Origin of the sequence: Citrobacter sp. Cpo071, assembly GCF_030332765.1 — a bacterium.
Classification (GTDB): domain Bacteria; phylum Pseudomonadota; class Gammaproteobacteria; order Enterobacterales; family Enterobacteriaceae; genus Citrobacter; species Citrobacter portucalensis.
In genome coordinates this window covers 42,513-67,703 of the sequence record NZ_JAOWHE010000068.1, presented here as the reverse complement: position 1 = coordinate 67,703, position 25,191 = coordinate 42,513, and the positions used below count along the sequence as shown (strand labels likewise).

Annotated in this window: 22 protein-coding genes and 1 tRNA gene; 12 read left to right on the top strand and 11 right to left on the bottom strand. The window is 53.1% G+C overall.

Features of this window, described 5'->3' with window-relative positions; genetic code table 11:
- Positions 1 to 163 precede the first annotated feature (163 nt).
- A complete protein-coding gene (gene ebgR / locus OGY09_RS04880) occupies positions 164 to 1,147 on the bottom strand; it encodes a transcriptional regulator EbgR (RefSeq protein WP_032945068.1) in 984 nt (327 codons plus the stop codon).
- A gap of 209 nt (positions 1,148 to 1,356) precedes the next feature.
- On the opposite strand from ebgR, the gene OGY09_RS04875 reads away from it, so the two are divergent.
- Positions 1,357 to 1,689 carry a tRNA-binding protein gene (locus OGY09_RS04875; protein ID WP_016157522.1) on the top strand — a complete coding sequence of 111 codons (333 nt, stop codon included), beginning with the start codon at positions 1,357 to 1,359 and terminating at the stop codon, positions 1,687 to 1,689.
- Between the two features lie 77 nt (positions 1,690 to 1,766).
- On the opposite strand, the gene ygjG is transcribed toward OGY09_RS04875, so the two are convergent.
- Positions 1,767 to 3,146, bottom strand: coding sequence for a putrescine aminotransferase (gene ygjG, locus OGY09_RS04870; protein WP_167371260.1), 1,380 nt, complete (start codon positions 3,144 to 3,146; stop codon positions 1,767 to 1,769).
- A gap of 430 nt (positions 3,147 to 3,576) precedes the next feature.
- Between ygjG and OGY09_RS04865 the strand changes: the two genes are divergently transcribed.
- Entirely contained in the window at positions 3,577 to 5,097 is a 1,521-nt protein-coding gene (locus OGY09_RS04865; RefSeq protein WP_032945066.1) for a methyl-accepting chemotaxis protein, read from the top strand.
- A gap of 53 nt (positions 5,098 to 5,150) precedes the next feature.
- Here OGY09_RS04865 and OGY09_RS04860 read toward each other — a convergent pair whose 3' ends face one another.
- Positions 5,151 to 5,831 carry a PadR family transcriptional regulator gene (locus tag OGY09_RS04860; protein ID WP_164079428.1) on the bottom strand — a complete coding sequence of 227 codons (681 nt, stop codon included), beginning with the start codon at positions 5,829 to 5,831 and terminating at the stop codon, positions 5,151 to 5,153.
- A 235-nt stretch (positions 5,832 to 6,066) separates the two neighbouring features.
- Here OGY09_RS04860 and OGY09_RS04855 point away from each other — a divergent pair, with 235 nt between their 5' ends.
- Positions 6,067 to 6,840, top strand: coding sequence for a siderophore-interacting protein (locus tag OGY09_RS04855; RefSeq protein ID WP_275399132.1), 774 nt, complete (start codon positions 6,067 to 6,069; stop codon positions 6,838 to 6,840).
- On the opposite strand, the gene OGY09_RS04850 is transcribed toward OGY09_RS04855, so the two are convergent.
- Entirely contained in the window at positions 6,841 to 7,689 is an 849-nt protein-coding gene (locus OGY09_RS04850; RefSeq protein WP_032945513.1) for a helix-turn-helix domain-containing protein, read from the bottom strand.
- Between the two features lie 67 nt (positions 7,690 to 7,756).
- On the opposite strand from OGY09_RS04850, the gene cfa reads away from it, so the two are divergent.
- A complete protein-coding gene (cfa, locus tag OGY09_RS04845; protein ID WP_008785859.1) occupies positions 7,757 to 8,911 on the top strand; it encodes a cyclopropane fatty acyl phospholipid synthase in 1,155 nt (384 codons plus the stop codon).
- Positions 8,912 to 9,053: 142 nt separating this feature from the next.
- Here the strand turns inward: cfa and OGY09_RS04840 are convergent, their stop codons facing one another.
- Entirely contained in the window at positions 9,054 to 10,712 is a 1,659-nt protein-coding gene (locus OGY09_RS04840; RefSeq protein WP_032945061.1) for a glycerone kinase, read from the bottom strand.
- Positions 10,713 to 11,273: 561 nt separating this feature from the next.
- On the opposite strand from OGY09_RS04840, the gene OGY09_RS04835 reads away from it, so the two are divergent.
- Together OGY09_RS04835 and dhaR are read left to right on the top strand one after the other, a co-directional pair.
- Positions 11,274 to 12,371 carry a glycerol dehydrogenase gene (locus OGY09_RS04835; RefSeq protein ID WP_032945060.1) on the top strand — a complete coding sequence of 366 codons (1,098 nt, stop codon included), beginning with the start codon at positions 11,274 to 11,276 and terminating at the stop codon, positions 12,369 to 12,371.
- A 91-nt stretch (positions 12,372 to 12,462) separates the two neighbouring features.
- Positions 12,463 to 14,388 carry a dihydroxyacetone kinase operon transcriptional regulator DhaR gene (gene dhaR / locus OGY09_RS04830; RefSeq protein WP_003828512.1) on the top strand — a complete coding sequence of 642 codons (1,926 nt, stop codon included), beginning with the start codon at positions 12,463 to 12,465 and terminating at the stop codon, positions 14,386 to 14,388.
- On the opposite strand, the gene OGY09_RS04825 is transcribed toward dhaR, so the two are convergent.
- Genes OGY09_RS04825 through OGY09_RS04810 form a run of 4 tightly spaced genes read right to left on the bottom strand, consistent with a single transcriptional unit; the run spans position 14,366 to position 16,881 of the window.
- On the bottom strand, positions 14,366 to 14,896 hold the full coding sequence (locus OGY09_RS04825; RefSeq protein WP_032945059.1) for a cob(I)yrinic acid a,c-diamide adenosyltransferase: 531 nt from the start codon (positions 14,894 to 14,896) through the stop codon (positions 14,366 to 14,368). The genes dhaR and OGY09_RS04825 overlap by 23 nt on opposite strands.
- A complete protein-coding gene (locus OGY09_RS04820; protein WP_032945057.1) occupies positions 14,897 to 15,250 on the bottom strand; it encodes a glycerol dehydratase reactivase beta/small subunit family protein in 354 nt (117 codons plus the stop codon). It lies immediately after the preceding gene.
- 16 nt (positions 15,251 to 15,266) lie between these two features.
- Positions 15,267 to 16,430 carry a 1,3-propanediol dehydrogenase gene (dhaT, locus tag OGY09_RS04815; protein ID WP_003024734.1) on the bottom strand — a complete coding sequence of 388 codons (1,164 nt, stop codon included), beginning with the start codon at positions 16,428 to 16,430 and terminating at the stop codon, positions 15,267 to 15,269.
- A gap of 22 nt (positions 16,431 to 16,452) precedes the next feature.
- Positions 16,453 to 16,881 carry a GlcG/HbpS family heme-binding protein gene (locus tag OGY09_RS04810; protein ID WP_003828504.1) on the bottom strand — a complete coding sequence of 143 codons (429 nt, stop codon included), beginning with the start codon at positions 16,879 to 16,881 and terminating at the stop codon, positions 16,453 to 16,455.
- A 392-nt stretch (positions 16,882 to 17,273) separates the two neighbouring features.
- Here OGY09_RS04810 and OGY09_RS04805 point away from each other — a divergent pair, with 392 nt between their 5' ends.
- The 5 genes from OGY09_RS04805 to OGY09_RS04785 all read left to right on the top strand — a co-directional run bounded on the left by OGY09_RS04805 (position 17,274) and on the right by OGY09_RS04785 (position 22,226).
- Positions 17,274 to 18,941 carry a propanediol/glycerol family dehydratase large subunit gene (locus OGY09_RS04805; RefSeq protein WP_032945056.1) on the top strand — a complete coding sequence of 556 codons (1,668 nt, stop codon included), beginning with the start codon at positions 17,274 to 17,276 and terminating at the stop codon, positions 18,939 to 18,941.
- 11 nt (positions 18,942 to 18,952) lie between these two features.
- Entirely contained in the window at positions 18,953 to 19,537 is a 585-nt protein-coding gene (locus OGY09_RS04800; protein WP_008785852.1) for a propanediol/glycerol family dehydratase medium subunit, read from the top strand.
- Between the two features lie 2 nt (positions 19,538 to 19,539).
- The gene (locus OGY09_RS04795) at positions 19,540 to 19,968 is read left to right on the top strand and encodes a diol dehydratase small subunit (protein WP_032945054.1); all 429 of its coding nucleotides are present in this window, start codon (positions 19,540 to 19,542) and stop codon (positions 19,966 to 19,968) included.
- 10 nt (positions 19,969 to 19,978) lie between these two features.
- On the top strand, positions 19,979 to 21,793 hold the full coding sequence (locus OGY09_RS04790; protein WP_032945052.1) for a diol dehydratase reactivase subunit alpha: 1,815 nt from the start codon (positions 19,979 to 19,981) through the stop codon (positions 21,791 to 21,793).
- A 109-nt stretch (positions 21,794 to 21,902) separates the two neighbouring features.
- Positions 21,903 to 22,226 carry a DUF1889 family protein gene (locus OGY09_RS04785; protein WP_001573898.1) on the top strand — a complete coding sequence of 108 codons (324 nt, stop codon included), beginning with the start codon at positions 21,903 to 21,905 and terminating at the stop codon, positions 22,224 to 22,226.
- 268 nt (positions 22,227 to 22,494) lie between these two features.
- On the opposite strand, the gene OGY09_RS04780 is transcribed toward OGY09_RS04785, so the two are convergent.
- Positions 22,495 to 22,570: transfer RNA gene (locus tag OGY09_RS04780), tRNA-Ile, on the bottom strand.
- A 125-nt stretch (positions 22,571 to 22,695) separates the two neighbouring features.
- On the opposite strand from OGY09_RS04780, the gene mug reads away from it, so the two are divergent.
- A complete protein-coding gene (mug, locus tag OGY09_RS04775; protein ID WP_008785849.1) occupies positions 22,696 to 23,202 on the top strand; it encodes a G/U mismatch-specific DNA glycosylase in 507 nt (168 codons plus the stop codon).
- A 45-nt stretch (positions 23,203 to 23,247) separates the two neighbouring features.
- Here the strand turns inward: mug and rpoD are convergent, their stop codons facing one another.
- A complete protein-coding gene (gene rpoD / locus OGY09_RS04770) occupies positions 23,248 to 25,095 on the bottom strand; it encodes an RNA polymerase sigma factor RpoD (protein WP_003024699.1) in 1,848 nt (615 codons plus the stop codon).
- Positions 25,096 to 25,191: the final 96 nt, after the last annotated feature.

Sequence of the window (25,191 nt, the reverse complement as noted above, 5' to 3'; positions counted from 1 at the left end):
TGGGTAAGTGTAATTGATGGTGATTTTAGTAAAAGTTTTACTAAAATATAGCGGGTGAGGTGATTTACTTTAACTGGATCACGAAAATAATTCGGACGCGGAAAAGAATGCATGACAATGCGCGCCCGGCATCAGAAGAAACCGGGCGGGTTAACGGGGGATTTCAGCGGGTGGTGCCGCGCAGTTTCAGCTTGCTGGGAACAAAAACCAGCAGGGGGAGCGCACGCCCGTCACGGGCCTTTTCGAACAGCAGGTTGACGCCCTGACTGCCCATCATTTCCGAATGAATGCGAACGGTGGAAAGCGGAGGAAAGGTGAAACGCGCCGTTGGGATATCATTAACGCTAATCAGCGAAATATCCTGCGGAATATTCAGACCACGCTCGTGGATGGCGCGCAGAACGCCAATGGCAATCGAGTCTGAAGCCACAAACAGGGCACTGGGATAGTCGGGTTTCGCCAGCATTTCTTTAGCCAGTTCATAGCCTGATGAACTGGAGAAACCGCCGCGATAGATATCCTGTTCAGAAACGACCTGCTGCAGGCGACCGTATTCGACAAACGCGGCTTCGCGGATATCGGCCTTGCCTGGCTGGTCTTCGCCGCCGATGAAACCAATGCGGGTGACGCCCTGGGCAATGAAGAAGTCGATGCTCTCTTTGCTGATGCGGGCCAGATCGATATCGACGGCGTCATATTCGCTGCCGGATTCATGGAAATCGATAAAGCAGATGTTGTCGGTAAGCGCTGTTGCCGCCTCGCGCAGAGCGGGAGAAGGCTTGCCGACAATAAGAATGCCGGTAATGTGTTTGCTCTCCGGCAGCCCACTGTGCTCATAGCAGTTGGTCAGTTCGATCCCGAGTTTCTCACACTGGGTTTCAATCCCATGGCGGATCGCGAGGTAGTAAGGATCGTTGATTTCCAAATCTTGCTGATAGCTGTAGAGCGCCAGAATATGCTGGGGGCCGAGCGCGCTGGTCTGGTTCTTTCGGGCGCTGCTGGTTTTGTACTCCAGCTTTTCCGCGATCTCCAGAATGCGATGCTTAGTCTCTTCTTTTACATTCAGCGTGGGGTCATCGTTTAAAACCCGGGACACTGTCGCCAGGGACACGCCAGCTTCGATTGCGATGTCTTTAAGTGTTGCCATGTTTGCCTTTTCCCTGAGTTACCTGCGCATTGTAAATGAAGTGCTTATCTATTCATCTGTTTTCAGTAAAAAAAGCATGATTAATTGACATGCTCGGGGTAAAACTGGGCTTTCAGAGTGTGATGAGTACGTCATTTTCCCGCTTTTGAGAACAATGCCCGGAAAATATTTTGCTAGTATTTAGTAAAATTTTACCAAAGGAGAAAATAATGGATACCGTCGCATTTGCTGATTTCGCCCGAATGGAAATACGTGTTGGAAAAATCGCACAGGTAAAGCGCCATGACAATGCCGATAAGCTGTATATCGTACAGGTAGATGTGGGAGAGCGTACGCTGCAAACCGTAACCAGCCTGGTGCCTTACTACAGTGAAGAGGAGTTGATGGGCAAAACGGTGGTGGTGCTGTGTAACCTGCAGAAGGCCAAAATGCGCGGTGAGACATCAGAGTGCATGCTGCTGTGTGCGGAAACCGACGACGGTAGTGAAAGCGTACTGTTGACGCCAGAACGCCTTATGCCTGCTGGTGTGCGGATTGTTTAAGTTAGGTTAATTGCCGGATGGCGGCTACGCCTTATCCGGCCTACAAAAGAGTGTCTTCTATAGGCCGGGTAAGGTTGTTACATTTGCTCCACGCTCACCCGTAATGCTGCCAGGGCTTTGCGCGTCGATCGCAATACCAGATCGCATTGCTCGATCGTTAACGTCAACGGCGGTTCGATGCGGATCGTCTTTGCATTGTTAAGCGTGCCGGCGACCAGCACCCGCTGGCGGAACATCTCACTGGCAAAGTTGTAGCCGATTTCATTATCGACAAACTCAATCGCCATCAGCATGCCCTTACCGCGTACATCATGCACCAGGTCCGGGTATTCCCGCGCAAGCTGGCGGAAACCATCCAGCAACATATCGCCTTTCTGCTCCGCCTGAGCCGGTAAATTTTGCTCCAGCAGGACGTTAATGGTGGCCAGCGCAGCTGCACAAGCGAGCGGGTTGCCGCCAAACGTGGTGGTATGCAGGAAAGGATTGTCGAACAGGACGGAGAACACCTCTTCGGTGGCAATGGTCGCGCCAATTGGCATCACACCGCCGCCCAACGCTTTGGCCAGGCACATAATGTCGGGTTGCACGTTTTCGTGTTCGCAGGCGAACATCTTGCCGGTACGCCCCATGCCGGTTTGCACTTCGTCAAGGATCATCAGCGCGCCAAACTCATCGCAAAGTTTACGAACGGCGGTCAAATAACCTTGCGGCGGCAGGATCACCCCTCCTTCACCCTGGATCGGCTCGAGGATCACAGCTGCGACATCGTCACCGGTCTTTTTACACTCGCTGAGCATGGTGCGCATTGCGTTAATATCGCCAAACGGCACATGACGGAAGCCCGGCAGCAGCGGCATAAAGGGTTTACGGAAGGTGGATTTAGCCGTAGCGGACAGCGCGCCCAGTGATTTACCGTGGAATGCGCCGCTGGTGGCAATAAACGTAAATTTACCGCGCGGCGATTGATATGCTTTCGCCAGCTTCAGGGCGGCTTCAACAGACTCGGTCCCGCTGTTACAGAAAAAACTGTATTTCAGTTTACCGGGCGCCAGTGCGGCGAGGGTTTTTGCCAGCATGGCCCGCAGAGGGTCAAGTAACTCCTGGCTGTGCAGAGGTTGTTTCGCGAGTTGATTCTGTACGGCGGAAACCACGACTGGATTACGGTGCCCCACGTTGAAAATTCCAAAACCACCCAGGCAATCGACGAACTCCTGCCCCTGGGTGTCGACAAGCGTATTCAGGCTTCCCGCTTGCCACTCTACGGCTCCGTAATCCCCGCCTGCAGTTACAGATTTTCGATACTCTAAGAACCCCGGATTGACATGCTCCTTGAAGTACTCAATCACCTCTCGGTTTAACGATTTCATTTCCTCATGATCAAGCGTGCGCTTTTCGATGAGATTCAGTGCGTGTGCGCTGCAGGCCAGGGCCGATGCGCTGGAAGGTAACCTGTTCAAAATATGCTCCCGGAGCTCGCGTATCACATGATACTGAATTAAGTATTGCAGGGATTGCGCCATTCCGGCGCGCTTAGCAAAAATCGGGATAAACACCAGGAAACATCTCATTTGCGCAACATTTAATGCCGTGCTTTAACATTTGCTGGCATTTTGCCCAAGTAAGGAGCCTGAAAACAGATCGAATAAACGCAAATTTGCGCTAAAAATGGGCAATATTTGCACTGTGACGGTGCGCTGGTAGAAGTGACGTTGAATAGTTACTAGATGAAAGTATTTTAAATCAATGGATTAGAATGCGTACAGATTTTGAGGTTTAATCGCAAATTGCGATCTAAATCAAATTTAACAACTAAAGATAAAAAAATTATCGCCGAAATAACATAAGCCGAAAGAGTTAACAACCAGATAACCTGCACAGGACGCAATCATGTCTTCTCATCCCTACGTTAGTCAGCAAAATACACCGCTGGATGATGATATCACCCTCATGTCTACCACCGATTTACAAAGCTATATCACCCATGCGAACGATACATTTGTCCAGGTCAGTGGCTATCAGCTGAATGAATTGCTCGATAAGCCGCACAATCAGGTTCGTCATCCGGACATGCCAAAAGCGGCGTTTGCGGATATGTGGTACACCCTGAAGCAGGGCGAGCCATGGAGCGGGATTGTGAAAAACCGGCGTAAGAATGGCGATCACTACTGGGTGAGGGCCAATGCGGTACCGATGGTGCGGGAAGGACGCGTGACCGGGTATATGTCGATTCGTACCCGGGCTACTGACGAGGAAATTGCGGCGGTAGAGCCTTTATATAAAGCGCTGAACGAAGGACGTTGCAACCGACGTATTCATAAAGGGCTGGTGGTACGCAAAGGCTGGCTGGGTAAACTGCCGGCGATGCCGATTCGCTGGCGGGTGCGCAGCGTGATGGCATTCATGTTTGTCCTGCTAGCGGTCGCATTGCAGCAAATGGGCGCCGAATGGCCGTTACAGCTGATGAGTGCATTGGTGATGCTTTTTGGAACGGCTATTTTCGAATGGCAAATTGTGCGTCCTATTGAGAATGTCACCTGTCAGGCGCTGAAAGTGGCGACCGGTGAGCGGAACAGCGTGTCGCATCTTAACCGTAGTGATGAACTGGGCCTGATGCTACGAGCAGTGGGCCAGTTGGGACTAATGTGCCGTTGGCTCATCCATGATGTTTCCAGCCAGGTGAGTTGCGTGCGCAGCGACAGCGAAACGCTGGCGAAAGGCAGCGATGATTTAAACAAGCATACGCAGCAGACCGTCGAGAACGTGCAGGAAACGGTGACCACCATGAATCAGATGGCGGCATCGGTGAAACAAAACTCAGAGACCGCCGCCGCGGCCGATAAGCTCTCTATTGCCGCCAGCAGCGCGGCAACGCACGGCGGTGAGGCGATGGATACCGTCATCAAAACCATGGACGATATCGCCAACAGCACCCAGCGGATCGGCACCATTACGACGCTGATTAACGATATTGCCTTCCAGACCAACATTCTGGCTTTGAATGCCGCTGTTGAAGCCGCGCGGGCGGGCGAGCAGGGGAAAGGGTTCGCCGTGGTGGCGGGAGAAGTACGTCATCTTGCTAGCCGTAGCGCCAGTGCAGCCAATGATATTCGCAAGCTGATTGATGCCAGCGCTGACAAGGTGCAGTCCGGATCTGACCAGGTTCACGCCGCAGGACGCACGATGGACGATATTGTGGCGCAGGTGCAAAACGTCACTCAGCTGATCGCCCAAATCAGCCACTCCACGCTGGAACAGTCAGATGGTCTTTCCAGCCTGACCCGCGCGGTGAATGAATTAAGCAACATTACACAGAAAAACGCCGAACTGGTTGAAGAGAGTGCGCAGATTTCCGCGATGGTGAAACATCGCGCGGGTCGTCTGGAAGATGCGGTTACGGTGCTGCATTAATACTAAAAATACAGGCGGAACGTTGGGCATACGGGTTCCGCCTGCTGTGCAGATTAATCCAGCTGAGTAATATCCAGCGCAGCGCGATCGATAATACCGATGATTTTTTTGATCTGCGCATCGCTGGTATCACCATGATTGACACGTAGATCCAGCACGGCTTTGAAGTTTTCCAGCGCGCGTTTCATCTGTGGATTTTTGCGTAATTCAAAACCCACGCAGCGGGCTTTAATCCGTTCGTGGATATGTTCCAGATGTTCACGGTTCTCATCCAGCCACTGCTGGCCCTGAGCCGTGATCGCAATCTGTTTACGCCCACCTTCCTCGTCGCTGACGGTGATCAGTGCCTGATCCTGCAAGAAATCCAGCGTTGGATAGATAACGCCCGGGCTTGGGGTGTAGTTACCCTGAGTCAGGGTTTCAATCGCTTTAATCAGCTCATAGCCGTGGCTGGCGTCGCGGGTCAAGATATCCAGAATCACCAGGCGTAATTCGCCGTGGCCAAAGAACCGCTGACGACGACCACCGCCGCCACCACGACCGTGGCGATGTCCGCAACCCTGCTCGTGGTGATGTTCTTTGTTACAACCTTCATGGCGATGTTCTTCACCTTTGTAGCAACCTGCATGGTGCTCGTTGTGGCGGCCTTCATGGTGATGTCCTTCACCCTTGCAGCAGCCTTCGTGTTGGTGCTCTGTGTGCTTACAGCAACCTTCATGATGGTTTTGCATCATCGTCTCCTGATGTTATTTAGATATATCTAATTTATATCTAAAAATTATCAGTTTGCAAGTCTACAAATTACATTCTGTATAACGTGATGATTATTAACTGTTTTTATATGGGTGTGATAGCCGGGTAATCATAATTTAACTATATCAAAAAGTGCTTGCAATATTTTTGATTAGCAATCATTATCATTTAAAAAATCAATTTAGATATATCGTATTATCTTCACTAGGCGAAAAAATGACAAAAAACATCTCACGCTACCCACAGCGCTTTCGCAATGAACTGCGTTTTCGAGAACTTACTGTCCTGCGCGTAGAGCGTATTAGCGCGGGCTTTCAGCGTATTGTACTGGGCGGTGACGCTCTGGACGGTTTTAGCTCACGCGGCTTTGACGACCATACCAAGGTCTTTTTCCCTGAACCGGGCAGCAACTTTGTACCACCTGTCGTCACCGATGAAGGCATTGTCTGGGCTGACGGTGTACGTCCGTTATCCCGTGACTACACGCCGTTGTATGACGAAACGCGCCATGAGCTGGCACTGGATTTCTATATTCATGACGGCGGCGTGGCAAGTACATGGGCGATGAATGCCCGTGGGGGTGACAAGCTGACGATTGGCGGGCCGCGCGGTTCTTTGGTGGTACCAGAGGACTATGCGTATCAGGTTTACGTGTGTGATGAGTCGGGAATGCCCGCGTTGCGCCGACGCCTGGAGTCGCTCAGCCGTTTGGCGGTACGTCCGCACGTCACGGCGCTGGTTAGCGTGCAGGATGCAGCCTACCAGGACTATTTTGCCCATCTCGACGGATTTACTCTTCAGTGGTTTATCGGCCATGACGAGCAGGCGGTGAATGAACATTTATCGCGGCTAAGCGTGCCCGCAGACGATTATTTCATCTGGATCACCGGCGAAGGCAAGGTGGTCAAAAACCTGAGTGCTCGTTTTGAAACCGAGGCGTTCGATCAGCAACGGGTTCGTGCAGCGGCTTACTGGCATCAACGCCGTTAATCAGTAATTAGAGGGCGGAACGCCAAACGCCTGGCGGAATGCGTAGCTAAATGCCGCGGTGCTTGAATACCCAACGTCGAGTGCCACGGCGGTTACGCTTTTATTTTTCTTCAGCATTAATACCGATTCAAGTATTCGCATTTTTTGCTTCCAGACGCTGAAAGGCAATCCGGTTTCTTTTTTGAAATGGCGTGAAAAGGTACGGGCAGACATACCCAGATGCTGCGCCCAGTATTCAACCGAATGCTCCAGTGCGGGGGATTCTTGTATTGTTCGGCAGACTTTGGTTAATTCACGATCCTGCGGCCAGGGTAATACAAAAGCGACTTCCGGGAGTTGCAGAATAATATCGACCAGCACACTAACCAGCTTGCCCTCTTTTGACTGACTATCATAATGGCCTGAAATTGAATTCGTGGCGTAATGAATAAACTCTCTGGCGAAATCACTGATAGCCACTACTTTGCATTCATTGATGCTCTCTTCAAGAAAGCCCGGTTTAATATCCAGATTTTCTAAATACACATCATCTAATGCCCAAACCGCATGCTCCGTATTATTTGGGATCCAAATGCCATAATGCGCGGGGATTATCCAGCACTTACCGGCAACATCAATGCGCATGCTGCCTTTGCGGGCGAAATGAAACTGCATAAAAGAGTGTGAATGCTGCGGTACATGGTGGTTGGCTTCCAGGACATAAGAGCGAAAGAATACGTCCTGCGGCAGTTCGGTCATGGAGTTATCCGGGAAGGAGTTCCACTGTTTTTGCGCGAGAGTTTCCATTAATGAATCGTCAATGCTCCCGATGGTGTGTCCGCTGTTCGATAGATCTTGTCCGCGGATCATAATACATACACTCTTTTTTCCATAATAATCTTGCGTAATAATTTTTAGTCCACTTTTGGTAAATACCATGAACTCGCTTTGTTCAGATGCTGTCATCGTCAATGAAACAAATGATAACTGGACCCGAATGGGAAAAGAGCTGCTTTCGCAAGCGGATATCAGAATTAATGGCTCGCGCGCCTGGGACATTCAACTTCATCATACCGGTTTCTTTAAACGGGTATTGCAACAAGGCTCGTTAGGGCTTGGCGAAAGCTATATGGAAGGCTGGTGGGACTGCGAACGGCTCGATATTCTGTTCTGCAAAATCCTGAAAGCAAAACTCGACCAGCAGATGCCAGGTAATCTGAAAGATATTTTACGCATTGCCAGCGCACGCCTGTTTAATTTGCAGTCACGTAGCCGTGCATGGATCGTCGGTAAAGAACATTATGATATTGGTAACGATCTCTTTGCGCTGATGCTTGATCCGCATATGCAATATTCCTGCGGTTACTGGAAAGACGCGACCACCTTAGACGATGCGCAAAATGCCAAATTAAAAATGATCTGCGAGAAGCTGCAGCTTAAGCCGGGTATGCGTTTACTCGATATCGGTTGTGGATGGGGCGGGTTGGCAGAATATGCGGCGCGTCATTATGGCGTGGCGGTAGAAGGCGTTACCATTTCCAAAGAGCAGCAGAAAATGGCGCAGCAGCGCTGTGAAGGGCTGGACGTTAACATTCTGCTGCAGGATTATCGCGATCTTGATAAACACTACGATCGCATTGTGTCCGTGGGGATGTTTGAACACGTCGGGCCGAAAAACTACGACACCTATTTCAGCATCGCTGACCGTTGTTTAAAACCGGATGGACTGTTCCTGCTGCATACCATTGGTAGCAATAAAAAAGGGATGAGCGTCGATCCGTGGATCAATAAATACATTTTCCCGAACGGTTGCTTGCCGGCAATTTCCCATATTGCCGAGGCCAGCGAATCACGGTTTGTGATGGAGGACTGGCATAACTTTGGCAGCGATTACGATAAAACGCTGATGGCCTGGCATGAGCGCTTTAATCAGGCCTGGCCGGAGCTGTCTTCACGTTACTCCGCCACCTTCAGAAGAATGTTTAATTACTATTTATGTGCCTGCGCCGGGGCTTTCCGCGCCAGAGATATTGAGCTTTGGCAGGTGCTGTTTAGCCGCGGCGTAGAGGGCGGGATCCGCGTTTATCGTTAACGCACTGCCGGATGGCGGCGCAAGCGCCTTATCCGGCCTACAAAGGTTTTGTACTCGCAGTACTCGTAGGCCTGATAAGCGCAGCGCATCAGGCGTATCTTCGCCGGATGGCGGCGTAAGTGCCTTATCAGGCACTTATGGCTTAGCCCAATTCACTCTCTGCCAGCGCTTTAAATACCATCGCGACGGCATGCGCGCCGGGGTCCATATTTCCGAGCAGGCTTTCGCTGCTCAGATACGATGCGCGACCCGCATTGGCTTTGCTCGACAAACAGGTTCGTTCGGCTCCCGCTTGCGCGGCGTCGAAGGCGGCCTGCAGATTTTGCGGCTGCGTGAGCAGCGAAGTCAGAGCCGGTTGCAGCGCATCAATCATGGTGCGATCGCCTTCGTCTGCGCCGCCGTAGAACTTCATCTGCGCCAGTCCCGTATTCAGGGCTTCGGCAACGTTAGCTCCCTGTTCCAGTTTCTGCCCGGCGGCGGTAAAGAAAATAGACATCAGCACACCGCTGGAACCGCCCATCACCACGGTCAGACGTTCGCCAATCAGCGCAAACAGCGTGGCAAGGTTATCCAGCGGCAACTGCTGGCGATGCAACAGACCGGCAATTTCCCGCGCGCCTGCGGCAAAGGTTGAACCGGTATCGCCATCGCCGACTTTGGCATCAAGCGCATTAAGATGGGTCTCCAGATCGGAAAGAGTTGTGGTGAAAAGTTCCACAATCCCGGCCACCAGGACGTTCGCCGAAGGCTGGAATTCCACGCGTGCGCTACGCTGAGATGACGGTACACAGCTGATTTCACGCGGTGGGACCGGCGTCGGCCAGTTACTGGTTTCCACCTCTGTGAGCAGCGCTTTTTCGATGCTCTCTTCCAGCACGATGGCCGTCAGTGAAAAGCCTTTCATATCCAGCGCGGTAACCAACGAGGCCGGGCCAATCAGCCAGTCGATACGCGGATGCAGCGGGCTGCTGGCCAGTTCGCGGGTAATGATGGCCATTTCGGCAACAGAAACGCCGCCAAGATTGTTAATCATCACCGCCAGACGGCCGGTTTCAGGCAGGGCAGCCAGCAGTTTATCCACCATCAGGTTCACCACCTGCGCACTGTTCTGGGTGTCGATGACCGAGGCGCCTGGTTCGCCATGAATGCCCATACCCAGCTCCGCGTGGCCCGGATGATGACGCGGTGCGGCGTCGGTTTCTTGCGGCAGATGACAGCTGGAAAGCGCAACGCCCAGACTGAGGGTGTTATTGGCCGCGTATTGCGCTTCACGCAGGACGGTGGCGAGGTTGTAGCCGCGTTCGGCAAAATAGCCCGCGATTTTATGCACCAGGATGGTTCCCGCAATGCCGCGCGGGTGTTTGTTATCCGGCAGGGAGATGTCATCGCCGACAATCAGCATTTCAACGTTGTAACCAAGGCGACGGGCTTTCTCGGCGGCAAGACCGAAATTAAGACGGTCACCGGTGTAATTTTTCACGATCAACAAACAGCCCGCCTCACCGGTTACCGCCTGAATGGCGGTCAGTACCGCATCTACGCTCGGGGAAGCGAACACGTCGCCACAGACTGCGGCGGTTAGCATACCTTTACCGATAAACCCAACGTGCGCGGGTTCGTGCCCTGAACCGCCGCCGGAAATGACCGCTACGTTATTTTTGTTGAGGTCACGACGGACCACGATGCGAATGGCCGGATCGCTTTCCAGACGCGCCAGGTTATTCCACGGGCTGGCGATAATCGTACCGTCGATGACGTCGCTCACGAGATGGGTGCGTTGATTAAAAAAGAATTGAGACATAACGGCTCCTTGAGGTTGAGTGTAAGACAAACCCCCGGAAGCATGGTCATGGTGCGGAGGCGATAGAGAGATTCTGGCGAAGTCAGCGTGGAAAAAAACAACGTTAAAATGAGTTTCATTACGGAACGTTGTTATTGTTTTTTGTTCCGAAATGAAACCTAAAAGAACGGTGAACGACCACAATGCGAGCTCGCTCGACTTTTTCCTCTCGCGATGAATGCAGGTCACACGGTACTGTCAGCTTTTTTTTACCGGTATTTTGGCAAGTGAGTGGGTAAAAGAGAAAGTGAGATTCGTCTGTGCCGGAGATTTGGTGGCAAATGAACGGATCGGGATCGCAAACCTTATATTTTTTATGGTTAAGCGTTCCAATATGAAACATGTGTTGTTTTTATCTGTTTCATATCAGAACAAAAAGACGAAAGATTTTTTTGTGCACGCCTCGCCCTACAGTTATTGCATCGCTCCGGTACCTCCCGTTTTCGCCGTCAGCATCAGGCCAAACAGGTTAACGCCAGGGCTCACCATGTAAAAACATGTACTTATTTGAGGATGAAAGGAATGCTAAAAGTTATTCAATCTCCAGCCAAATATCTCCAGGGTCCTGACGCTTCCACCTTGTTTGGTCAATACGCTAAAAATCTGGCGGACAGCTTTTTCGTGATTGCGGATGACTTCGTGATGAAACTGGCGGGAGAGAAGGTACTCAACGGCCTGCACAGCCACGACATTAGCTGCCATGCGGAACGCTTTAACGGTGAATGTAGCCATGTTGAAATTAATCGCCTGATTACCATTCTGAAACAGCACGGTTGCCGCGGCGTGGTTGGGATTGGTGGTGGGAAAACGCTGGATACCGCCAAAGCGATTGGCTACTACCAGAAGTTGCCGGTGGTGGTGATCCCGACTATCGCGTCTACCGATGCGCCAACCAGCGCGCTGTCCGTTATCTATACCGAAGCCGGTGAGTTTGAAGAGTATCTGATCTACCCGAAAAACCCGGATATGGTAGTGATGGACACTGCAATCATTGCCAAAGCGCCGGTACGTCTGCTGGTGGCCGGGATGGGCGATGCGCTCTCGACCTGGTTTGAAGCGAAAGCCTGTTATGACGCCAGAGCGACCAGCATGGCGGGCGGACAGTCCACCGTGGCGGCGCTGAGCCTGGCGCGATTGTGCTATGATACCCTGCTGGCGGAAGGCGAGAAGGCACGCCTTGCCGCGCAGGCCGGCGTGGTGACCGATGCGCTGGAGCGTATTGTCGAAGCTAACACATACCTCAGCGGCATCGGTTTTGAAAGCAGCGGTCTGGCAGGGGCGCATGCGATCCACAACGGCTTTACGATTCTGGAAGAGTGCCACCATTTGTACCACGGTGAAAAAGTCGCCTTTGGTACGCTGGCGCAACTGGTGCTGCAAAACAGCCCGATGGAAGAGATCGAAACCGTGCTGAATTTCTGTCAGAAAGTAGGCCTGCCGGTAACGTTAGCGGAAATGGGCGTGAAAGAAGACGTTGACGGCAAGATCATGGCGGTGGCGAAAGCGACCTGTGCAGAAGGTGAAACCATCCACAATATGCCGTTCCCGGTAACGCCTGAAAGCGTACATGCCGCTATTCTGACGGCAGACCTGCTGGGACAGCAGTGGCTGGCGCGTTAATCAGTCGTCGGTAGGTTTTTATCCGGCATCTTCTCCCCCTCTGACAGTCTCTGCCGGAGGGGTTGTCTATGGTTAAACAGCGGAAAGGGATATGACGGCGCACACGCATAGCATCGGGAAGGAAGTCTCTTCAGTCATTGCCCAGTCATGGCATCGTTGCAGCAAGTTTATGCAGCGGGAAACCTGGCAGGCGCCGCATCAGGCGCAAGGGCTGACCTTTGAGTCGATTTGTCGTCGCAAGACGGCGTTGCTGACGATTGCTCAGGCTGCGCTGGAAGATGCCTGGGAGTTTATGGACGGCCGCCCGTGCGCGCTGCTGATTCTGGATGAATCAGCCTGTATTCTCAGCCGTTGCGGCGACCCACAGACGGTGGAACAGCTGGCGGAGCTTGGGTTTCGCGACGGCAGCTACTGTGCGGAAAGCATCATTGGCAGTTGTGCGCTGTCGCTGGCGACGATGCCGGGCCAGCCGACAAAAACCTCTGGCGATCAGCATTTTAAACAGGCGCTGCATCCGTGGTCGTTCTGCTCGACGCCGGTCTTCGATAACCATGGTCGACTGTTCGGCTCCATCTCGCTGTGTTGTCTGGTGGAGCATGAGTGCGTTTCTGATTTATCCCTGACGCTGGCGATAGCCAGAGAAGTCGGCAACTCTTTGCTGACCGACAGCCTGCTGGCTGAATCCAACCGCCATCTGAACCAGATGTACGGGCTGCTGGAAAGTATGGATGATGGTGTGATGGCCTGGAACGAACAGGGCGTATTGCAGTTCCTCAATGCGCGTGCGGCGCTGCTTTTGCATCTCGATGCGCAGGCCAGCCAGGGAAAAAATATTCACGATCTGCTCAATCTCCCCATGCTGCTGCGCCGGGCGATCAAACATGCCCGCGGCCTGAATCACGTCGAAGTTACCTTTGAAAGCCAGCATCAGTTTGTTGATGCCGTCATTACCCTGAAACCGATTGTTGAGGAGCAGGGCAACAGCTTTATCCTGCTGCTGCATCCGGTAGAGCAAATGCGCCAGCTGATGACCAGCCAGCTCGGCAAGGTGAGTCACACCTTTGAGCAGATGTCGACTGACGATCCGGAAACCCGCCGTTTGATCCACTTTGGACGCCAGGCGGCGAGGGGGAGTTTCCCGATCCTGCTGTGCGGAGAAGAGGGCGTTGGTAAGGAGCTGCTGAGTCAGGCCATTCACAATGAAAGCGAGCGCGCCAGCGGGCCGTATATCGCCGTGAACTGTCAGCTGTATGCCAACAGCGTGCTGGGGCAGGATTTTATGGGCAGTGCGCCCACCGACGATGAAAACGGTCGGCTGAGCCGTCTTGAACTGGCGAACGGCGGCACGCTGTTTCTGGAAAAAATTGAATATCTGGCGCCGGAGCTGCAATCCGCGCTGTTACAGGTGATCAAGCAGGGGGTACTCACCCGCCTGGATGCCCGTCGGTTGATTCCGGTGGATGTCAAAGTGATCGCCACCACCACGGTTGATCTCGCCAATCTGGTGGAGCAAAACCGCTTTAGCCGTCAGCTGTATTACGCGCTGCACTCTTTTGAGATAGTGATCCCCCCGCTGCGGGCGCGGCGTAACAGTATTCCCTCGCTGATTTATACGCGGCTGAATAGCCTGAAAAAACGCTTTTCATCCAGTTTGAAGATCGACGACGACGCGCTGGCACAGCTGGTGGCCTATTCGTGGCCGGGCAATGACTTTGAGCTGAACAGCATTATCGAAAACATCGCCATCAGCAGTGATAACGGCCATATTCGGCTGAGCAATCTACCGGATTATCTGTTTGCCGAACGTCCTGGTCTGGAGACGGCGTCTTCACTGCTGCCAGCCAGTCTGACCTTTACCGCTATCGAAAAAGAGGCGATTATCCATGCTGCTCGCGTCACCAGCGGGCGCGTACAGGAGATGTCGCAACTGTTGAATATCGGTCGCACTACCTTGTGGCGCAAGATGAAGCAATACGACATTGATGCCAGCCAGTTTAAGCGCAAGCATCTGGACTAGTTTCTTCAATTCTCGCCATCGAGAACAGCGCGTCCGACAGTCGGTTGATGTAACGCCTGGGTTCATCGCGTAACGTCAGCGTTCTGCTCATTGCGATAAGGATCCGCTCCAGTCGGCGCGTCAGGGTTCGCGCAACGTGTAGCTGTGCCGATGGCAGATTTTTCCCCGGAATAACAAACTCTTTGAGCGGGCCGCTTTGCGCCATATTGCGGTCAATAAGCTGCTCCAGCGCCTGAATATCCTCATCGCCAATACGCTGTTGTAAGCGAGCGAGTCCTGTCTCATCGCTGGCGAGTTCCGCACCCAGTACAAACAGCATCTTCTGCATGGCGTGCAGATCCTGGCGTAGTTCAGCCTGGTGCGTGCTGGCATAGCAGACGCCAAGCTGGGAAATCAGTTCATCCACCGTGCCATAGGCCTCAACGCGGATGTCGTCTTTGTCGATACGGCTGCCGCCAAACAGCGCGGTCGTGCCTTTATCGCCGGTTCGGGTGTAGATGCGGTACATTTATTTTATCTCGCTGAAGGGAAGTACTTTAACCAGTTGACCGGCATTGGCGCCAAGCGTTCGGATCTGCGCAATTCCGGCGCGGATATGCCCACGGATCAGCGCCCGATCTTCGGGCAACTGGGCGTGGGTTAAAGCAATATCACCCGTGGCGTTAAGACCCAGACCGACACGTAGCGTTGAGCTTTTGGCCGCAAGTTTGCTCAATGCCAGCGCGCAGTCATGCTCGTCGCAACAGATTGCCCGGCAAGGGACGCCTTGCTCTTCCAGTCCCCAGCACAGCTCATCAAGCACGCGAGTATCCAGCCAGCGTGAGTGATAAAACAGATGTACGCCCGGTGATGAAAGTGACATTGCGCCCCCTGCGTTATCAGAATGCCTGACGGAAGATCTCGGCAATTTCTTTCTCGTTCCCTTTGCGTGGGTTAGAGAAGGCGTTGCCGTCCTTCAGCGCCATTTCCGCCATGTACGGGAAATCGGCTTCTTTGACGCCCAGATCGCGCAGATGCTGCGGAATGCCGATGTCAGCGGAGAGACGGGCAATGGCGTGAATGGCCAGTTCGGCGGCATCCATGGTGGAAAGTCCGTCAGTGTTTTCGCCCATAAATTCTGCGATATCGGCAAATTTCTCCGGGTTAGCGATCAGGTTATAGCGCGCCACGTGCGGGAGCAGAACGGCATTCGCCACGCCGTGTGGCATGTCGTACAGACCGCCAAGCTGATGCGCCATTGCGTGAACGTAGCCGAGGTTGGCGTTGTTGAAGGCCATGCCCGCCAGCAGAGAGGCGTAGGCCATGTTCTCGCGAGCTTTCAGGTTGCTGCCCAGCGCTACGGCCTGACGCAAGTTGCGTGCGATCAGGCGAATAGCCTGAATAGCGGCGGCGTCGGTGACCGGGTTGGCATCTTTGGAAATATAAGCTTCTACGGCGTGGGTCAGGGCGTCCATACCGGTCGCGGCGGTCAGCGGAGCGGGTTTGCCGAGCATAAGCAGCGGATCGTTAATGGAGACCGACGGCAGGTTGCGCCAGCTGACAATCACAAACTTCACTTTGGTTTTGGTATTGGTCAGCACGCAGTGGCGGGTGACTTCGCTGGCGGTACCGGCAGTGGTATTCACCGCAACGATAGGCGGCAGCGGGTTGGTCAGGGTTTCAATCCCGGCATAGCTGTAGAGATCGCCTTCGTGAGTTGCCGCGATACCGATGCCTTTACCGCAGTCATGCGGGCTACCGCCGCCAACGGTAACGATGATATCGCAATGCTCTTTGCGAAAGACCTCCAGACCATCGCGCACGTTGGTGTCTTTGGGATTTGGCTCAACGCCGTCAAAAACCACCACGTCAATGCCCGCTTCACGTAAATGGGCTAGGGTTTTATCTACCGCACCGTCTTTAATAGCCCGCAGGCCTTTATCAGTAACCAGCAGCGCTTTTTTACCGCCTAACAGTTTGCAGCGTTCGCCGACAACGGAAATAGCATTGGGGCCAAAGAAGTTCACATTTGGCACCAGGTAATCAAACATACGATAGCTCATAATATACCTTCTTAGATTTAAATTATAATTCAGAGAAACAATTCAGTGCGGTTTCTGCTAATAATCTGTCTTGTTCGACAGTGCCGCCGCTAACGCCAACGGCACCAATTAATTTACCGTTTAATATGACAGGTAAGCCGCCTCCGAAAATAACAATGCGCTGTTGGTTAGTAAGCTGCAAACCATATAGCGAAGCGCCAGGTTGTACCGCGTCGGTAATTTCATGGGTACCCTGACGCAGGCAGCAGGCGGTATACGCTTTATTAAGAGAGATATCACAGCTGGTGACAAACGCATCGTCCATGCGTTGCATTAGCAGCGTATTCCCGCCGTGATCCACCACGGAAAAGACCACCGGAACGTTGATCTCTAGCGCTTTAGCCTCAACGGCCTGCGCCATTTTTTTTGCAGCCGCCAGCGTAATGGTGGCAATTTGTTGGCTCTTATTCACAGTCTCTCCTGAAAATGTTGTAGGGCTGAGGTCACGAAACATATCGCGCAACAGCTATTTTTATCATTGGCTTTACCTTATTTTCTCGCCGCACGTTATTAAGTCAATAGGGTGGATTTTTCATAAAGATTAAATTCATCTTCCTGATTTTGCGTTTATTGATAATGATCATTTAACCTCGTCACAATTCACGATGAATATTCCTGAATTGCGTTTCAATATGGAACGATGCGTTTTTATTAGGTGCCAAATTGGAACGAAATTAATTTTATTTTTTTATTGCTTGGCTCATTTAGAGTTCGGCCATTGCTGATGAAAGGCGAATGCCGGGTGTTGTGTCCCCGGCAATGCGGCCCGGCGTCCCTATTTTTTACCTTTTGAGTCAATAAATCATGAGAAGATCAAAACGATTCGAAGTGCTTGCGAAGCGGCCTGTAAATCAGGATGGGCTGATTGGCGAATGGCCTGAAGAGGGGCTGATCGCCATGGAAAGCCCCTACGATCCGACGTCGTCGGTGAAGGTGGAAAATGGTCGTATTGTTGAGCTGGACGGTAAGAGCCGAGCCGAGTTCGACATGATCGACCGTTTCATTGCCGACTATGCGATTAACGTGGCCGAAGCTGAGCGCGCCATGCAGCTCGACGCGCTGGAGATCGCCAGAATGCTGGTGGATATCCACGTCAGTCGGGAAGAGATTATTGCCATTACCACCGCCATCACCCCGGCGAAAGCGGTGGAAGTGATGGCGCAAATGAACGTGGTGGAGATGATGATGGCGCTACAAAAAATGCGCGCCAGACGCACTCCCTCCAACCAGTGCCACGTGACTAACCTGAAAGATAACCCGGTACAGATTGCCGCCGACGCTGCTGAAGCGGGGATCCGCGGCTTTTCCGAGCAGGAAACGACGGTCGGGATCGCCCGCTACGCGCCGTTTAACGCCCTGGCACTGCTGGTGGGTTCCCAGTGCGGTCGCCCCGGTGTGCTGACGCAATGTTCCGTTGAAGAGGCTACGGAGCTGGAGCTGGGGATGCGAGGGCTAACCAGTTATGCCGAAACGGTGTCGGTGTATGGCACAGAATCTGTGTTTACCGACGGCGATGACACGCCGTGGTCCAAAGCGTTTCTCGCCTCGGCTTATGCGTCGCGTGGTCTGAAGATGCGCTACACCTCCGGCACCGGCTCGGAAGCGCTGATGGGCTATTCCGAAAGTAAATCGATGCTTTATCTGGAGTCGCGCTGCATTTTTATCACCAAAGGCGCGGGCGTACAGGGGCTGCAAAATGGTGCGGTCAGCTGTATCGGCATGACCGGCGCAGTGCCGTCAGGGATCCGCGCGGTGCTGGCGGAAAACCTGATTGCCTCAATGCTCGACCTTGAAGTGGCCTCCGCCAATGACCAGACCTTTTCCCACTCCGATATTCGCCGTACTGCCCGCACCCTGATGCAGATGCTGCCGGGTACCGACTTTATTTTCTCCGGTTACAGCGCGGTACCCAACTACGACAACATGTTTGCCGGGTCGAACTTCGACGCTGAAGATTTCGATGATTACAACATTCTGCAACGCGATCTGATGGTTGACGGCGGTCTGCGTCCGGTCACGGAAGAGGAAACCATCGCCATTCGCAATAAGGCCGCACGCGCCATTCAGGCAGTGTTCCGCGAACTGGGCCTGCCGCTGATTAGCGATGAAGAAGTCGAAGCTGCTACTTATGCTCACGGCAGCAAAGATATGCCCGCGCGCAATGTGGTGGAAGATCTGGCCGCCGTGGAAGAGATGATGAAGCGCAATATCACCGGGCTGGATATCGTCGGCGCACTAAGCCGTAGCGGTTTCGAAGATATCGCCAGTAACATCCTCAATATGCTGAGACAGCGTGTTACCGGTGATTACCTGCAAACGTCGGCTATTCTGGATCGCCAGTTCGACGTCGTCAGCGCCGTCAACGACATCAATGATTATCAGGGACCTGGTACCGGCTATCGCATCAGTGCCGAACGCTGGGCGGAAATTAAAAATATTGCGGGCGTGGTTCAGCCCGGCTCGATCGAATAAGGCGGTACACAGTGGAATGCACAACTGAACGTAAGCCGGTTTTCACCTTACAGGTGAGCGAAGGCGAGGCGGCTAACGCGGATGAGCGTGTGGATGAGGTGGTGATTGGCGTCGGCCCGGCCTTTGATAAGTATCAGCATAAAACCTTGATTGATATGCCGCACAACGCGATTTTGAAAGAGCTGGTTGCTGGCATCGAAGAAGAGGGGCTGCATGCGCGAGTAGTGAGGATCCTGCGCACCTCAGATGTTTCTTTTATGGCATGGGATGCGGCAAATCTCAGCGGCTCAGGCATTGGGATTGGTATCCAGTCGAAAGGAACCACGGTGATTCATCAGCGCGATCTGCTGCCGCTAAGTAACCTGGAACTGTTTTCTCAGGCTCCGCTGCTGACGCTGGAAACCTATCGTCAGATTGGTAAAAACGCCGCGCGCTATGCACGCAAAGAGTCGCCTTCGCCGGTGCCAGTGGTCAATGACCAGATGGTGCGCCCTAAATTTATGGCCAAGGCCGCGCTGTTTCATATCAAAGAAACCAAACACGTGGTGCAGGATGCTGCGCCTGTCACGTTGCATATTGCACTGGTAAGGGAATGACCATGAACGACAACATCATGACCGCACAGGATTACCCATTAGCCACCCGCTGCCCGGAGAAAATCCGGACGCCTGGCGGCAAGCCGCTAACCGACATTACCCTTGAGAATGTGCTGGCGGGCCACGTAGGACCGCAGGATGTGCGCATTTCTCAGCAAACGCTGGAGTACCAGGCGCAGATTGCCGAGCAGATGCAGCGTCATGCCGTGGCGCGCAATTTTCGTCGTGCGGCAGAACTGATTGCGATCCCGGATGCCCGCATTCTGGAGATCTACAACGCGCTACGGCCGTTTCGTTCTTCGTTCGCCGAGTTGCAGGCCATTGCCGATGAACTGGAGCACACCTGGCACGCCAGGGTGAACGCCGGGTTTGTCCGCGAATCGGCAGAGGTATACCAGCAGAGAAATAAGCTGCGTAAAGGCAGTCAGTGACGGAGGCAGCATGCCGTTAATTGCAGGGATCGATATCGGCAACGCCACCACCGAAGTGGCGTTGGCGCAGGATGGCCGGTTTATCGGCAGCGGGATTGTCGCCACGACCGGGATGAAAGGCACGCGGGAGAATATCGCCGGGGTGGTCGCGTCCCTGCAGCAGGCGCTGGATAAAACGCCGTGGTCGCTGCAGGACGTGGCAAAAATCTGCATCAACGAGGCCGCACCGGTGATTGGCGATGTGGCGATGGAAACCATCACTGAAACCATCATTACCGAATCAACGATGATTGGCCATAACCCGCAAACGCCCGGCGGCGTTGGCGTGGGCATGGGAACCACCATCGCCGTGGAGAAGTTGGCGGCGTTGAGCGAGGATCGATTTGCCCAGGGCTGGATACCGTTGGTGGGTGAGGAGATGGATTTCCTTGAGGCGGTTTGGTTTATCAATGAAGCGCTGGATCGCGGCGTCAACGTGGTGGCGGCCATCCTGAAAAAAGATGATGGCGTGCTGGTGAATAATCGCCTGCATCGGCCAATACCGGTGGTTGATGAAGTCACTCTGCTGGAGAAGGTGCCGGAAGGCGTGCTGGCAGCGGTGGAAGTGGCGGCCCCGGGACAGGTGGTGCGGGTGCTGTCGAATCCTTACGGTATCGCGACCTTCTTTGCCCTGACCCCTGAGGAAACGCAAACTATCGTCCCCATCGCCAGAGCGCTGATTGGCAACCGTTCCGCCGTGGTGCTGAAAACCCCGCAGGGAGATGTGCGATCAAGAGTGATCCCGGCGGGTAAGATCTTTATCCGTGGTGAAAAGCGTGGCGGTGAAGCCGACGTAGCGCAAGGCGCGCAGGCCATTATGCAGGCGATGAGCGCCTGCGCGCCCGTGTGTGATATTCGTGGTGAAGCAGGCACGCACGCAGGCGGCATGCTGGAGCGGGTGCGAAAGGTGATGGCCTCGCTGACCGGTCATGACATGAACACGGTGCATATTCAGGATCTATTGGCGGTCGATACATTTATTCCGCGCAAGGTGCAGGGCGGCATTGCCGGAGAGTGTTCAATGGAGAACGCCGTGGGCATTGCGGCGATGGTGAAATCCGATCGTTTACAGATGCAGGCCATCGCCAGTGAGCTGAGCGCCCGGTTAAATACGCCGGTTGAAGTTGGCGGCGTGGAGGCCAACATGGCCGTAGCAGGGGCGTTAACAACGCCCGGATGCGCCGCACCGCTGGCGATCCTCGACTTAGGCGCAGGATCTACCGATGCCGCCGTCATCAATAGCGACGGCGTAGTGAAAGCGGTACATCTGGCCGGCGCGGGGAATATGGTCAGCCTGTTGATTCAAACTGAGCTGGGCTTAAGCGATGCATTTCTGGCGGAGGAAATAAAAAAATACCCGCTGGCAAAAGTGGAGAGCCTGTTCAGCATTCGCCATGAGAACGGCGCGGTGGAGTTTTTCCGCGAACCGCTCAGTCCGTCAGTATTCGCCAAAGTGGTGTACTTGAAAGAGGGTGAGCTGATCCCGGTAGATAACCAGACCTCGCTGGAAAAAATCCGTCTGGTGCGCCGACAGGCTAAAGAGAAGGTTTTTGTGACCAACTGCCTGCGCGCGTTACGCCAGGTGTCACCCGGTGGCTCTATTCGCGATATGACTTTTGTGGTGCTGGTAGGCGGTTCTTCGCTGGATTTCGAAATCCCGCAGATGATCACCGATGCGCTGGCACATTACGGCGTTGTCGCCGGGCAGGGCAATATTCGAGGTACCGAAGGGCCGCGTAATGCGGTGGCAACAGGACTGGTTTTAGCCGGAGAAGCAAAAAAATAGCGCAGAAAACAGCCGCGCAAGCGTTTAGCTGCGGGGTAAGTCAAATAAAGGCGATGTTCTCTTTGATATCCCGGCGGAGTTGGGTACATAGTATAAATGTGTCTCTCACGTGGTTAATTTTAAGGATAAGAGCATGCCAACAGCAATTGAGAAAGCATTGGATTTTATTGGTGGTATGAACACTTCGGCGTCAGTACCACATTCAATGGATGAAAGTACCGCTAAGGGAATCTTAAAGTATTTGCATGACTTAGGTGTGCCAGCGAGTCCGGAAGTTGTGATGGCACGGGGTGAGCAAGAGGGATGGAATCCCGAGTTCACGAAAAAAGTGGCCGGATGGGCAGAGAAAGTCGCCTCCGGTAACCGCATCCTTATCAAGAACCCAGAGTATTTTTCAACCTATATGCAGGAGCAGCTCAAAGAGCTAGTGTGAGCTGACTATCGAATTAAACTCTAACGGACGTTTCCATCCCAGGATGGCGGCGTCCAGATGGGGTTGCCATTAACATGCTGTTTTCTGAACAGGTGTATCGCGTAAATAGCTTTAGTCCCCGCCAGCCATGTTCTTCCGCGTACTCATTCAACATATTGATGCAAGCAAGTATTGATTTTTCCAGGACAAACTCTTTTTTGCTACATGCCAATTTCTACGGAATACCCATAAAAAAAGGACCTGCGATTTCTCGCAAGTCCTTGAGATTTGGTGGCCCCTGCTGGACTTGAACCAGCGACCAAGCGATTATGAGTCGCCTGCTCTAACCACTGAGCTAAGGGGCCGTGGCGGTGGATTATAAAGTAACTCCGCGTTGCAATCCAGACATAAGCGTACGGATGCTGTTTTTATAAACAATGTATTTTCAGTCCGTTATACTGGTTCCTCTGATGTATTGTTCGGAGTAATTATGGTTAAGGACATACTGGCACCGGAGCTGCGGGTGGTGTTTTGCGGTATCAATCCGGGGCTTTCTTCCGCAGGTACAGGATTCCCCTTTGCGCACCCCGCTAATCGCTTCTGGAAGGTTATCCATCAGGCGGGATTCACCGATCGCCAGCTTAAACCTGAAGAGGCACAGCACCTGCTGGACTTTCGCTGCGGCGTGACTAAGTTTGTCGACAGACCAACGGTACAAGCCAATGAAGTGAAGCTACAAGAGATGCGTAGCGGCGGTCGTCTGCTTATTGAGAAAATAGAAGAGTATCAGCCAGCCGCGCTCGCTATCCTTGGGAAGCAGGCATTTGAGCAGGGGCTTAGCCAGCGTGGGGCACAGTGGGGAAAACAGACGCTGACCATTGGCGCGACGCAGATTTGGGTATTGCCGAATCCCAGCGGATTGAGCCGGATTACACTGGATAAGCTGGTGGAGGCGTATCGCGAGTTGGATGATGCGCTGGTCATGCGCGGGATGTAAAGAAAAACGCCACCTTGCGGTGGCGTTTGAACTTATACGGCGAGATTAATCGTCGAGGAAGCTACGCAGTACTTCAGAGCGGCTCGGGTGGCGCAGTTTACGCAGCGCCTTCGCTTCGATCTGACGGATACGTTCGCGGGTAACGTCGAACTGTTTACCCACTTCTTCCAGCGTGTGGTCGGTGTTCATATCGATACCGAAACGCATACGCAGAACTTTCGCTTCACGGGCGGTCAGGCCAGCCAGAACGTCGTGCGTTGCGGCACGCAGGCTCTCGGTGGTAGCAGAGTCCAGCGGCAGCTCGAGGGTGGTATCCTCGATGAAATCACCCAGATGCGAATCTTCATCGTCGCCGATCGGCGTTTCCATGGAGATAGGTTCTTTAGCAATTTTCAGCACTTTACGGATCTTGTCTTCCGGCATCAGCATGCGCTCAGCCAGTTCTTCTGGCGTCGGCTCGCGGCCCATCTCTTGCAGCATCTGACGGGAGATACGGTTGAGCTTGTTGATAGTCTCAATCATATGTACCGGGATACGGATGGTACGCGCCTGATCCGCGATCGAACGGGTGATCGCCTGACGGATCCACCAGGTTGCATAGGTGGAGAACTTGTAACCACGACGGTATTCAAACTTATCAACCGCTTTCATCAGACCGATGTTACCTTCCTGAATCAGATCCAGGAACTGCAGGCCACGGTTGGTGTATTTTTTAGCGATAGAGATAACCAGACGTAAGTTCGCTTCAACCATCTCTTTTTTCGCACGGCGTGCTTTCGCTTCACCGATGGACATGCGACGGTTGATATCTTTAACCTGCTCGATGGTCAGGCCGGTTTCTTCTTCAATCTGCTGCAGTTTCTGCAGGCCGCGGTGAACGTCATCTGCCACGTCGTGCAGTTTTTCAGACCACGGTTTGTTCATCGCGATTGCCGCGTTGAACCAGGTTTCACTGGTTTCATTGCCAGTAAACAGGGTGATGAAGTTTTTCTTCGGCATTTTGCACTGCTCAACGCAGAGCTTCATGATCAGACGTTCCTGAGTACGCACGCGGTCCATCATGACGCGCATGCTGTTTACCAGGTAGTCGAACTGCTTCGGCACCAGGCGGAACTGTTTGAACACTTCAGACAGCTTCTGAATTTCTTCCTGCGCGGCAGCATGGCTGCGGCCTTTCGCTTTGATGGTGTCGCGAGTGATTTCGTACTGAGTACGCAGTTCACCGAATTTTTCACGCGCTAACTCAGGGTCGATGCTGTTGTCATCATCGCTGCTGTCGTCGTCGCCATCTTCTTCATCTTCGTCTTCATCGTCATCCATCTCTTCCTGAGAGAGTTCAGAACCGACGTGGGTCGCCGTTGGCGCCATGTCTTCTTCCGCATTTGGATCGACAAAGCCAGTGATCAGATCGGAAAGACGTGCTTCTTCAGCTTCTACGCGATCGTACTGCTCAAGCAGGTAGGTGATAGCTTCCGGGTATTCGGCAACGGAGCATTGAACCTGGTTAATCCCGTCTTCGATGCGTTTAGCGATGTCGATTTCGCCTTCGCGGGTTAACAGTTCAACGGTACCCATTTCACGCATGTACATGCGGACCGGGTCAGTCGTACGACCGATTTCGGACTCAACGCTGGACAGAACCTGGGCAGCCGCTTCTTCCGCGTCTTCATCGGTGCTGTTGGAGGTTTCAGCAAGCAGCAGATCATCGGCATCAGGTGCTTCTTCCATCACCTGAATACCCATGTCATTGATCATTTGGATGATGTCTTCGATTTGATCTGAATCGACGATATCTTCCGGCAGATGGTCATTGACCTCGGCATAGGTCAGATAGCCTTGCTCCTTACCACGTTGGACAAGAAGCTTCAGCTGTGACTGCGGGTTTTGCTCCATAAGACGGTATCCACACTTAATTCGTTTGATTGGTGTTGGGCGGTAAAACCGCCAACGGCAAAACGAGGGCATACTTATATTTTGCCGCTGCCTCTC

Coding starts and splice junctions, on each gene's coding strand:
- OGY09_RS04855 (WP_275399132.1), top strand. CDS start 6,067: ATGACAAAAAACATCTCACGCTACCCACAGCGCTTTCGCAATGAACTG.
- OGY09_RS04825 (WP_032945059.1), bottom strand. CDS start 14,896: ATGTACCGCATCTACACCCGAACCGGCGATAAAGGCACGACCGCGCTG.
- dhaR (WP_003828512.1), top strand. CDS start 12,463: ATGACGGCGCACACGCATAGCATCGGGAAGGAAGTCTCTTCAGTCATT.
- OGY09_RS04805 (WP_032945056.1), top strand. CDS start 17,274: ATGAGAAGATCAAAACGATTCGAAGTGCTTGCGAAGCGGCCTGTAAAT.
- mug (WP_008785849.1), top strand. CDS start 22,696: ATGGTTAAGGACATACTGGCACCGGAGCTGCGGGTGGTGTTTTGCGGT.
- OGY09_RS04875 (WP_016157522.1), top strand. CDS start 1,357: ATGGATACCGTCGCATTTGCTGATTTCGCCCGAATGGAAATACGTGTT.
- ebgR (WP_032945068.1), bottom strand. CDS start 1,147: ATGGCAACACTTAAAGACATCGCAATCGAAGCTGGCGTGTCCCTGGCG.
- rpoD (WP_003024699.1), bottom strand. CDS start 25,095: ATGGAGCAAAACCCGCAGTCACAGCTGAAGCTTCTTGTCCAACGTGGT.
- OGY09_RS04795 (WP_032945054.1), top strand. CDS start 19,540: ATGAACGACAACATCATGACCGCACAGGATTACCCATTAGCCACCCGC.
- OGY09_RS04790 (WP_032945052.1), top strand. CDS start 19,979: ATGCCGTTAATTGCAGGGATCGATATCGGCAACGCCACCACCGAAGTG.
- OGY09_RS04835 (WP_032945060.1), top strand. CDS start 11,274: ATGCTAAAAGTTATTCAATCTCCAGCCAAATATCTCCAGGGTCCTGAC.
- cfa (WP_008785859.1), top strand. CDS start 7,757: ATGAACTCGCTTTGTTCAGATGCTGTCATCGTCAATGAAACAAATGAT.
- OGY09_RS04860 (WP_164079428.1), bottom strand. CDS start 5,831: ATGATGCAAAACCATCATGAAGGTTGCTGTAAGCACACAGAGCACCAA.
- dhaT (WP_003024734.1), bottom strand. CDS start 16,430: ATGAGCTATCGTATGTTTGATTACCTGGTGCCAAATGTGAACTTCTTT.
- OGY09_RS04850 (WP_032945513.1), bottom strand. CDS start 7,689: ATGATCCGCGGACAAGATCTATCGAACAGCGGACACACCATCGGGAGC.
- OGY09_RS04820 (WP_032945057.1), bottom strand. CDS start 15,250: ATGTCACTTTCATCACCGGGCGTACATCTGTTTTATCACTCACGCTGG.
- OGY09_RS04840 (WP_032945061.1), bottom strand. CDS start 10,712: ATGTCTCAATTCTTTTTTAATCAACGCACCCATCTCGTGAGCGACGTC.
- OGY09_RS04865 (WP_032945066.1), top strand. CDS start 3,577: ATGTCTTCTCATCCCTACGTTAGTCAGCAAAATACACCGCTGGATGAT.